The sequence below is a fragment of the Streptomyces sp. NPDC059917 genome (genome assembly GCF_042730635.1).
Taxonomy (GTDB): Bacteria; Actinomycetota; Actinomycetes; order Streptomycetales; family Streptomycetaceae; genus Streptomyces.
In genome coordinates, this window is record NZ_JBHWLC010000066.1 from 35,550 (window position 1) to 44,471 (window position 8,922).

General features: G+C 74.4%; 7 protein-coding genes. 1 reads left to right on the top strand and 6 read right to left on the bottom strand.

Translation table 11 applies throughout. The features are described from left to right. The first annotated feature begins 13 nt into the window (after positions 1-13). Positions 14-1,585, top strand: a complete 1,572-nt coding sequence (locus tag ACFWAR_RS30240) for a CocE/NonD family hydrolase (protein WP_385783853.1) — start codon at positions 14-16, stop codon at positions 1,583-1,585. Here ACFWAR_RS30240 and ACFWAR_RS30245 read toward each other — a convergent pair. The 6 genes from ACFWAR_RS30245 to vioC all read right to left on the bottom strand — a co-directional run bounded on the left by ACFWAR_RS30245 (position 1,553) and on the right by vioC (position 8,689). After that, a complete protein-coding gene (locus ACFWAR_RS30245) occupies positions 1,553-2,749 on the bottom strand; it encodes a glycosyltransferase (RefSeq protein WP_385783856.1) in 1,197 nt (398 codons plus the stop codon). The two genes, ACFWAR_RS30240 and ACFWAR_RS30245, sit on opposite strands and share 33 nt — an antisense overlap. Continuing rightward, the gene (locus ACFWAR_RS30250; RefSeq protein WP_385783859.1) at positions 2,749-3,978 is read right to left on the bottom strand and encodes an acetyl-CoA carboxylase biotin carboxylase subunit family protein; all 1,230 of its coding nucleotides are present in this window, start codon (positions 3,976-3,978) and stop codon (positions 2,749-2,751) included. The genes ACFWAR_RS30245 and ACFWAR_RS30250 overlap by 1 nt, the downstream gene beginning before the upstream one ends. Continuing rightward, positions 3,971-4,726: a PIG-L deacetylase family protein gene (locus ACFWAR_RS30255; RefSeq protein WP_385783862.1), complete on the bottom strand. Its 756-nt coding sequence runs from the start codon at positions 4,724-4,726 to the stop codon at positions 3,971-3,973. The genes ACFWAR_RS30250 and ACFWAR_RS30255 overlap by 8 nt, the downstream gene beginning before the upstream one ends. Continuing rightward, positions 4,723-6,771 carry an NAD-dependent epimerase/dehydratase family protein gene (locus tag ACFWAR_RS30260; RefSeq protein ID WP_385783865.1) on the bottom strand — a complete coding sequence of 683 codons (2,049 nt, stop codon included), beginning with the start codon at positions 6,769-6,771 and terminating at the stop codon, positions 4,723-4,725. The genes ACFWAR_RS30255 and ACFWAR_RS30260 overlap by 4 nt, the downstream gene beginning before the upstream one ends. Before the next feature lie 103 nt (positions 6,772-6,874). Beyond that, complete coding sequence (locus ACFWAR_RS30265; protein WP_385783868.1) at positions 6,875-7,648, bottom strand: hypothetical protein; 774 nt, start codon at positions 7,646-7,648, stop codon at positions 6,875-6,877. 6 nt (positions 7,649-7,654) lie between these two features. Next, positions 7,655-8,689 carry an arginine beta-hydroxylase, Fe(II)/alpha-ketoglutarate-dependent gene (gene vioC, locus ACFWAR_RS30270; RefSeq protein WP_385783871.1) on the bottom strand — a complete coding sequence of 345 codons (1,035 nt, stop codon included), beginning with the start codon at positions 8,687-8,689 and terminating at the stop codon, positions 7,655-7,657. Positions 8,690-8,922: the final 233 nt, after the last annotated feature.

Genomic DNA, 8,922 nt, shown 5'->3' on the forward strand with positions numbered 1-8,922 from the left:
GATAGAACACGACGTGAAAATACCCCTGCGGGACGGCACGTTATCGAGCGCCGACCTCTACCTCCCCGAATCGACCGGACCGGTCCCGGTCCTGATCCGCCGGACCCCCTACGGGAAATCCGGAGCACCCGGCGGGGCCTCCGTCGACGGGCTGCGCCTGGTGCGCCACGGCTACGCGCTGCTGGTGCAGGACGTGCGCGGCCGGTTCGGCTCCGGCGGCGCCTTCGAGCCGTACTGGAACGAGGCGGCGGACGGCGCGGACACCGTGGCCTGGGCGCTCGGCCAGCCGTGGTGCGACGGCACGGCCGGGCTGTTCGGCCGCTCGTACGAGGCGATGGCGGCGCTGCTCGCGGCCGGTGAACGCCCGCCCGGCCTGGGCGCGGTCGTCCCGCACGTCGCCGGATCCGGCTTCGACGAGGGCTGGACCCGCCAGGGCGGCGCCTTCCAGCTGGGCTTCCTCCTCTACTGGGTGCTGTACGACCTGCTGCTCGACGGGGCCGCTCTGGCGCCGGCCGACCTCGCCGAGGTGGCCGGGGCGGTGGACCGGATCGACGAGCTGTACCGCGATCCGGAGGCCGCCGCGGAGTTGCTGGACCGGCTGGCCCCGTACTGGCGGCAGTGGCGCGAGCACCCCGGCGGCGACCCGTACTGGCGGCGCGCCCCCCGGGACGCGTACGCGGCGATCGAGGTCCCCGCGCTGCACCTGACGGGCTGGTACGACATCTTCCTGAACGGCGCCCTGGAGAATTACCGGGGAATTCGAGAATTCGGCACGGATTCCCGACTGGTGGTCGGCCCGTGGTCCCACTGCGTGACCGACGGAATCTTCCCGCAGCGCCGCTACGGATTGGCCGCGGACGAAAGTCGGCTCGATGTCACCGGGCTCCACCTGGAGCATTTCGACCGGCACCTGCGGGGTCGGGGCGGCCCGCCCGCACCGGACCCCGTACGGCTCTTCGTGACCGGCGCGGACGCGTGGCGCACCTTCCCCGACTGGCCGGTCCCGGGCACCGAGGACCTCGTCCTGCACCTCGACGGCCGGGCCCTGCGGCCGGGTCCCGCGCCGGTCCGCGCCGGCGCCGACCCGCTGCACCACGATCCGGGCGACCCGGTGCCGACCACCGGCGGGGCGACCGCGCTGCCCGGCCAGTACACCGGCGGGGACTGCGGGCCGCTCGACCAGCGGGAGGTGGAGCGGCGCGCCGACGTGCTGTGCTTCACCGGCGAGCCGCTCACCGCCGCGCTGACCGTGCTCGGGGACACGGTCCTCACCGTGTACGTCACCCCGGACGCCGCGGGGGCGGACGTGACGGGCAAGCTCGTCGACGTCCACCCGGACGGCCGGGCCGAGCTGTTGTGCGACGGCATCCGGCGGCTGGATCCGGCGGCGACCGGGGCGGTCGAGGTCACCGTGCGGTTGGGCGCCGTCGGGCACGTGTTCCGCCCGGGGCACCGCGTCCGCGTCGAGGTCGCGGCGAGCAACGCGCCGCGCTTCGACGTGCATCCGCCGGTCCCCGCGCACCACACCGTCCACCACGGCGGTGACCTTCCCTCACGCCTGCTGCTGCCGCGCCTCGCCGACTGACGGCGCGGCGGGGCCCGGGCCGGCGGCATCGGGGTGGAAGACCGTCAGGTCGGCCACCTTCTCGATCCGCCGGCCCGCCTCCCAGTGCGCCCGCCGCAGCCGCCTGGCCTGGGCGCCGGTCAGCTTGGTGCTGTGCTGCGGGATCGACATCACCAGCCGGGCCCGCTTGGCCGACGCGGGGTAGCGGTCGCGCACCCGGTAGGGGTCGTTGAGCAGGTGGTGCGCGGTGCCGACGTGGAAGGCCGCCTTGAGCAGGGCGTAGTAGGCGGCCGCGCCGACGCCCTTGTCCCGGGCGCAGTGCACCAGGGTCCGGGACGCCTCGAAGAGCCGCCACACGACGGGCACGGCCGGTGTGGTGAAGACGCCGGTCTCCTGCGCGATGCCCTCGCCGACGCCGTAGCGGAAGTAGCTGCGCATGTTGGCGAAGCCGTGCTGGGCGTCGTGGAAGATGCGCGCCTGCGGCAGGTAGACCACGGGGATCCCGGCCAGCTGGAGCCGGAAGTCGAACTCCCGGTCCTCGCACCAGTGGATCAGCTCGTCGAAGTGGTAGCCGCCGATGTGGTCGACGATGTCGCGGTTGTAGATCAGCGGCGGGGACAGCGCGCTGACGTAGTCCCCCTCGTCGAACTCCCGCACGCGTGCGGTCAGTTGGCTGAGGGTGCCGTCCGACTCCCCGTACACGACCTGCCCCTTGACCACCGGGTCGGTGAGCACGGCGCGGACCATGTCGCGTACGACGCCCGGGGCGAAGGTGCAGTCGGAGTCCATCAGCAGCAGGTACTGGCGGTCGGTGGCGGCCGCCCCCGCGTTGTAGGCGGCGCCGAGGTTGCCGACGTCCTCGATCTCGGTGACCGTCAGCGGCCGGGGGTGTTCGGCGATCAGCTTCAGCACCGCGTCGCTGGGACCGTTGAGCGCGAGGACGATCTCCACGTCCTCGTCGATCGAGGCGATGCAGTCGGCGATCCGCAGGTCGTCGCGCAGGGCGATGATCACGCTGGTCCGGGCGATGCCCTTGTCGACCGCGCCCTCGTCCACCGGGTCGGTGGTCATCCCGTTCTCCCTTGTCTCGGTCGTGCCGTGCTTCGTGGCGCCGTGGTTCGTGGTGCCGTGGTTCGTGGTGCCGTGCGTCGTGGTGCCGTGGTTCTTCGCGTCGTACGGGGACATCAGGCCGGGGCCTTCAGGCGCAGGGGCAGGGCGCGCAGGGCGCGTTCGGCGACGGCCTCGGCCTCGGCCGGTAGTTCCGCGTGGGCGATCACCCCGGCCAGGACGTCGGCGCCGCCCCGGTAGGACGGCAGCACGGTGCCGGGGGCCAGGTCCAGGCCCCAGAACACGTCGTGCACCCCGGCCCGGCGGGCGACGTCGCGGGGGTTGCCGGCCCACTCGACCACGCCCCCGTCCGCCGGCAGGAACCGCTGGACCACGGCCCTGCTGTGGCGGGGCTCCAGCTCGGTGAGGTCCAGGGGTCGGCCGAGGGCGAGGCGGACCACGTTGGGCAGCGGGTCCACGCCGGTCGCCAGCCGCATCACCTCGGTGGCGATCCGGGCGCCCGTCAGCCGGGCGGTGATCTCCAGCAGGACGACCCGGCCGTCCCGGGTGCGCAGGATGTCGGTGTTGATCACCGCCGGGTCCAGCCGCAGGGCGCGTGCGCCGCGCCGGACCGTTTCGGTGACCTCCTCGATCTGCTCGGCGTCCAGCAGGCTGGGCAGGGTGTCGCCGCCCTCGAAGAAGTGCGGGGCGAACTCCTCCTTGCGTCCGTACTCGCGGTCCGCGAAGCCGAACCGGTGCAGCTCCCCGTCGACCATGAACGCGGCGAGGGTGTGCTCGGTGCCCTCCAGGAACTCCTCGATCACGATGCGGCCGCCGGGGCTGAGCCGCAGCGCCTCCTCGGCCAGGGGCCGCACCCGGTCGGCGCGGTCCACCTTCAGCACGCCCAGCGAACCGGTCTGGTCGCTGGGCTTGATGACCGCGGGCAGGCCGATCTCCGCGACGGCCCGCACCGCCTCGGCGACGCTCCCGGCGGTCGTGAAGCGGGGCAGGTCCAGCCCGGCCGCACGCAGGATCGCCAGGCGCCGGTCCTTGAGCGTGCAGTCGAGCGCGGTCTCCAGGGGCAGCCCCGGGCAGCCGAAGCGCCGCGCGAGGGTGCTGATCACCGGCGGGTTGTCGGCGCCCAGCGAGAACACCCCGTCGATCCGGTCGACGCCCGCCACCGACAGCTCGGCGAGGACGGCGACGGCGTCGTTCGGGTCGCAGACCACCAGTACGTCCGCGGCGGCCCGGACCCGCTCGGTGGGCCGGTCGGTGACCACGACGAGCGTGCGCCGCGGGGAGCGCAGTTCGGTGAGCGAGCGGTCCATGCCGGAGCCGATCCCGCACACCAGGAGGCGGTCAGTCATGGCCGCCCCCCGCCGCACCGGCCGGACCGGCCGCCCCGGGAGCCGTCCCCGCACCGGCGCCGGTGCGCAGCGCGGCATGGGCACCGGTCAGGCCGAGCACCTGGAACACCTCCGCGTGCCCGGAGCCGGTCGTGACCGCGCCCCGGTAGCGGGCCAGGCCGCGGATGCCCTCGTCCCAGGCGGCGTGCCGCAGTTGGGAGACGTACGCGCGCATCGCCTCGACCTTGGTCTCGATCTGGCCGTCGATGTCCTCGGCGTACTGGAAGCGGGCCATCGGCGCCCACACCTCGTAGCCGAGCACCAGCCGGGGGGCGGGCATCGGCTGCGCGCCCGCCTCCTGGAAGAACTCCGACTGCGCCATCCACAGCGCCTCGGTGGTCAGTTGGTGGACCATGCGGTGCTCGACGTCGTCGTCGTTGTCGTGCGGCAGGTAGACCACCTGGGGGCGCACCTCGCGCAGGATGCGCACGAGGTCGAGGTGGACCCGCCGACTCGGCTGGAAGTCCCGCGAGGGCTCGTCGAGTCGGATGCAGCGGTGGACGCCGAGGGCCTTGGCGGCGGCCTCCGTCTCGGCGGCGAACTCGGCTTCGGTGACGGCGTCGTCGAGCGCGCTGCGCTCGCGGCCGATGACGATGACGACGGTGACCCGGGCGCCGTCGCGGACGTGCTTGGCGATGGAGCCCCCGCAGCCGATGACGTCGTCGTCGGGGTGCGGGGCGACGACGAGGACGTCGGTGACGGCGCTCACGCCCCGGCCCCCGGCAGCTCGCCGGCCCAGCCGGCCCACTGGCCGGTCAGGGCGATGCCGTCGGCGAAGGGGACCCGGGCCGTGAAACCGAGGACCTCGCGGGCCTTGGCGTGGTCGGCGCGGGCGGTGGCGCGGTAGAGGTCCAGCTCCCACTCCTCGACCGGTTCCCCCGCCTCGATGGCGGCCGGGTCGCCCGCGCCCCGCAGGGCGCGGATCGCGTCGAAGAAGGTGCCCCAGCCCAGCTCTTCGGCGTGCCCGACGAGGAAGCGCTCGCCCGCCGCGGCCGCGGTGTCCACGGCGAGGAGCACGGCGTCGGCCAGGTCGTCCACGTACACGGCGTTGCAGACGCCCGCGCCCGGACCGGCCGGGAGCTGCGCGAAGTCGCTCTCGGCGCGCCGCAGTTGGGCGGTGGTCCACTGGCCGCCCCACGGCCCGTAGACCACTCCGGGCTGGAGCACCACGGTCTCCGGTCCGCCGTCGCGGGCGTGGGCGTCGAGCACGAGCCGCTCGGCGGCGAGCTTCTGCTGCTCGTACTCGCGGTCCTCGGCGTCGGCCGGCCGCGCCGGGGACTCCTCGGTCAGCGCGCCGGTGACGGCCGGGTCGTAGACGTCGATGGTGCTGAGGTGCACCACGCGGCGCACACCGGCGGCGCGGGCGGCGGCCAGGACGTTCGCGGTGCCCTCGACGGAGGCGGCCCAGCGTCCGTCCTCGTCGCCGGAGCTGCCGAAGGCGCAGTGCACGACGGTGTCGCAGCCCTCGAAGGCCGCGCGCAGGGAGTCGGTGTCCAGCAGGTCCCCCTGCTGGAAGGCGATCCGGTCCTGCGGCAGGACCGAGAGGCGGGCCGCCCGGCCGAAGCCCCGGACGACGGGCCGGATCCGGGCCTCGGTGCCGAGGGCCAGGCGCTCCACGATCCGGCCGCCGATGAAGCCGCTGGCTCCGGTGACCGCGACGGTGTGCCCGGCGAGCGCCGGCAGGCCCGCGCCGTCGCCGGCCTCCTCGCCCGTGCCCCGCGTGGTCCAGGGCTGGGCGGACCGCTCGCGGGCGGGGCCGCCGTAGCACTCCTGGATCAGCTCGACGACGCGCACGCCGTCCTCGGGGGTGGAGTGGGCGGGGGCGGTTCCGCGGACGGCCGCGGCGAAGTTGCCGAGCTGCTCGGTGAAGAGCAGCTCCCACTCGTCCTGCGCGGGGGCGACGGCGTCCACGTCGCCGCGGTGCAGCACCTCGCCGTCGGCCGTGGTCAGGACGCACTCCCCCGCCGGGAAGTCGGTGCCGATGCTGACGGACGCCTTGGTGCCGGTGACCTTGCAGGAGATGCCGAGGTCGCGCAGCCGACTGAAGTCGCAGTGCACGTCGACGGAGCCGAAGCGCAGGTGGGCGGTGGCGTCGGTCTCCACCCCACCGAGCGAGTTGTCCTCGGACCGGACGACGCGCACGTCGGGTCCGAGCCACCAGAGCAGCGTGTCGAAGACGTGCGAGGCGGTGTCGGTGAGCACCCCGCCACCGGCGAGGCGCCGGTCGAACATCGACCAGGAGACCGGCTCGTGGGCGTAGGGGTGGCCCTCCGACCAGTCGACGCGCAGCACGTCACCGAGGTCGCCGCCGTCGATCAGTCGCTTGACCCAGGCGTAGGCGGGGAAGAGGCGCCGGGGGTGGGCCATGGCCAGCACGGGGGCGCCGTCGGCGGCCGCGGTCGCGGCGAGGCGCCGGGCGTCCTCGGTCGAGGTGGTCATCGGCTTCTCCAGCAGGACGTGCTTGCCCGCGGCCAGCAGCGCCTCGACGATCGGCGTGTGCAGGGTGTGCGGGGCGACCACCACGGCGGCGTCGAAGGCGTCGGCGACCTCGGCCGCGTCGGTGGCGATCACCACCTGGTCGGCGTCGGCACCGCCCAGTTCGCGGTAGAGGGCGAGGGCGGCCTCGGCCTGGCGCGGGTCACGGTCGACGAGGGCGGTCAGCCGGACGTCTCCCTTGAGCGGGGGCAGGGCGGGCAGGTGGCAGCCGCGGGCGGCGGCGCCGCACCCGACGATCGCGAGGCGTACGGCGGTCATGGTCTCTCCAGGGTTCGTCGGAAGGGGACGTGGGGGACGTGGGGGACGTGCGCGGAGGTGCGGGAGGGGACGGGTGCGGGGGCGCGGGTCCGCGCCGGTCGGCTCACGGCCCGGCGTCGACCGGGTGGTGGACCCACACGTTCGGCTCGGCGTACGTACCGTGGCCGTCGTCGGTGACGCGCAGCGGGACGAGGCCGCCGGGGAGCGGGTGGTCCCCCGGGCCCGGCAGCGGGTATCCGAGGAACTCCGCCCAGCGCGCGACGGGCTGACGGATCACCAGGGACCGCTGCGCGATGCCCAGTTGCCGCGCGCCGAGGTCGAGGTGGGTGCGCAGCCAGGGGTCGAAGCAGCGCCCGTCGGGGCGGCGCCAGGCCGCGTACTCGGCGATCGGTACGAGCGGGTAGCGGGGCTTGCGGGTGGGCCGGACCGGAATGATCACGCCGCGCGGGGCCCGGCCCGCGGCGCGCCGCCGGACCTCGGTGAGCAACCTCTCGGCGTGTCCGGCCGCCCGCCGCGCCGGGTCCACGGAGACCGACAGCATGCACACCGCGTCGGGCCGTTCGGGCGGCTCCCGGTCCACGGCCTCCACCAGCACCTCGTCGCTGCCGGCTGGCAGGGACGCGGCGAGGCCGTCCCAGCGGACCGGCAGCCCGTTGGCCGCCGCCACCAGGCGCCCGCCCTCGTCCACCAGGCAGAGCTGGTGGGCCGGGTAGCGGTCGTACATGCCGTGCCAGCGCCAGTTGCCGGGTGACTCCCAGCTCATGAACTCCGGCATGTTCGCGCCGATCAGGGCGTCCACCTCGGGCAACAGCCAGGGGTCCCGGGCCAGATCGGTCAGGGTGAGGGTGGACGCGGCGGCGGGGGTGGGGGCGGACACGGCGCCTCAGCCCAGCAGCCGGGTCTCGGCCGTGGCCCGCATCTCGCGGGAGCGCCGCAGGTCGGCGGTGACGCACACCCGCTTCAACCAGCGGTCGGTGCCGTCGTAGCGGGCCCGGAAGGGGAGCCGTCCGTGCACGGCGCGGTGGTTGTCGATGAAGAGCACGTCGCCCTGGTCGGCGACGACCTCCCGCATCCCGGCGTCCACCACCTTGAACAGCGCGTCGTAGGCGCGCCGGGCGTCGGTGTCGTCCTCCGGCACGGAGGTGAAGTACGGGTCGAGGCGCATGTACGGGTCCTGCCGCGAGCCGTACAGGAGCGGGCCCAGGGGGCGCTCGTCGATCATCTTCTGGATGGCGGCGAAGCGGGCCGCCTCCTCGTCGGAGTCGATCGTGTTGTTCTTCGGCAGGTGCGACTCGTCGGGGGCGATGTAGAACCGGGGCTCGAAGAGGATGTCGATGTCCTCGACGGACAGCGAGGACAGGTCCAGCTCGCCGACGGTGGTGGGGACGTGGTCCGGGTTGCGCAGGGCGCCGAGGACGAGGTAGTCGCTGCGGTGGGGGTGGAAGGCGTCCTCGGTGTGCCAGGTCAGCAACTCGGCGCTGCCCATGCCGAGTTGGTCGTTCTCGTGCTGGCGGATCGGGAAGATGTCGTGCACCAGGTGGCCGTCCTGCTGGGTGGCCCACCCGAAGGGCTCGCCGAGGAGCGCCGAGTACAGCATCAGCAGGAGCTCCTCGGGGAACTCCGAGCCCGGCCGGGTGCGGCCCCGCCAGTGGTCGGGGGTGGGGCCGATGCGCCGCTGGTCGAAGTCGTGCCCTTGGATCACGACGTGGCCGCGACGGTCGGACAGCTTGAACTCGCGCAGGAAGCGCTGGACTCCCTCCGGCAGCCCGGCCGCGAGCCGCGGCAGGTCGCGCAGCAGGGCGGGGTCGCCGAAGGACGGGTAGGTGACGGCCAGTTCGAGGCAGAGCTCCGCGATGGCGGAGGCCTCGTCGGCCGTGAGGGCGTAGCCGGGCGTGGACTGGTCGGTGAGGTTCGACATGCCAACTCTCGCTGAGTGGTCGGGGATGCTTACTGCCCGCGGGCGGCCGGTATGCGGGGCCGCGGGCCCTCGGGGGCGGTACGGGTACGGACATGGCCGGTGCCGATGCCGGGGCCGGGGCCTTGGCTCGCGCCTCGGCCGGTGCCTCGGCCGTCTGCTCCGGAGCGCGCCGGTCCCTCGGCCTGTCCTCCGGGGGCGCCTCGAACGACGGCGGGGGCGGAACTTTCCAGCCC